The organism is Acinetobacter sp. ANC_7682 (assembly GCF_056779795.1).
On sequence record NZ_JBWYIQ010000094.1, the window covers coordinates 1 to 334 of the forward strand.

Annotated in this window: 1 protein-coding gene; it reads right to left on the minus strand. The window is 37.7% G+C overall.

Features of this window, described 5'->3' with window-relative positions; all coding sequences use genetic code 11:
- Positions 1-334 (minus strand): IS1 family transposase (locus AC1M9D_RS14135; protein WP_481612449.1); only part of this gene is annotated, 334 nt, incomplete at both ends.

Here is a 334-nt window from a genome sequence, read left to right on the forward strand (position 1 = left end):
AATTCTACAATTGTTACCTTCAATACCGACGGTAAAAAACTTACCGATCACTTGCTTGCAACATTGAAATGCTGTGATAAAACTATCCCAATGATCACTCGCAATTCGAGCATATTGAACCCCAAGCTTTTTAAGTCTAGCTTTAAGACGTTGAACCGTTGCTAAATCCCGCTTACCCCAAACATAAGCAACAATTTCTCCAGATTCTCGATGGTAGGCATAAATAAGCCATTGTTTATTTTTCTTATTCCCTACAAAAGTCCAAAGTTCATCGACTTCAAGACATTCGTAGTGGCTTTGTTTAGGCTGAATCTGATAGATCGATTCACTTAAG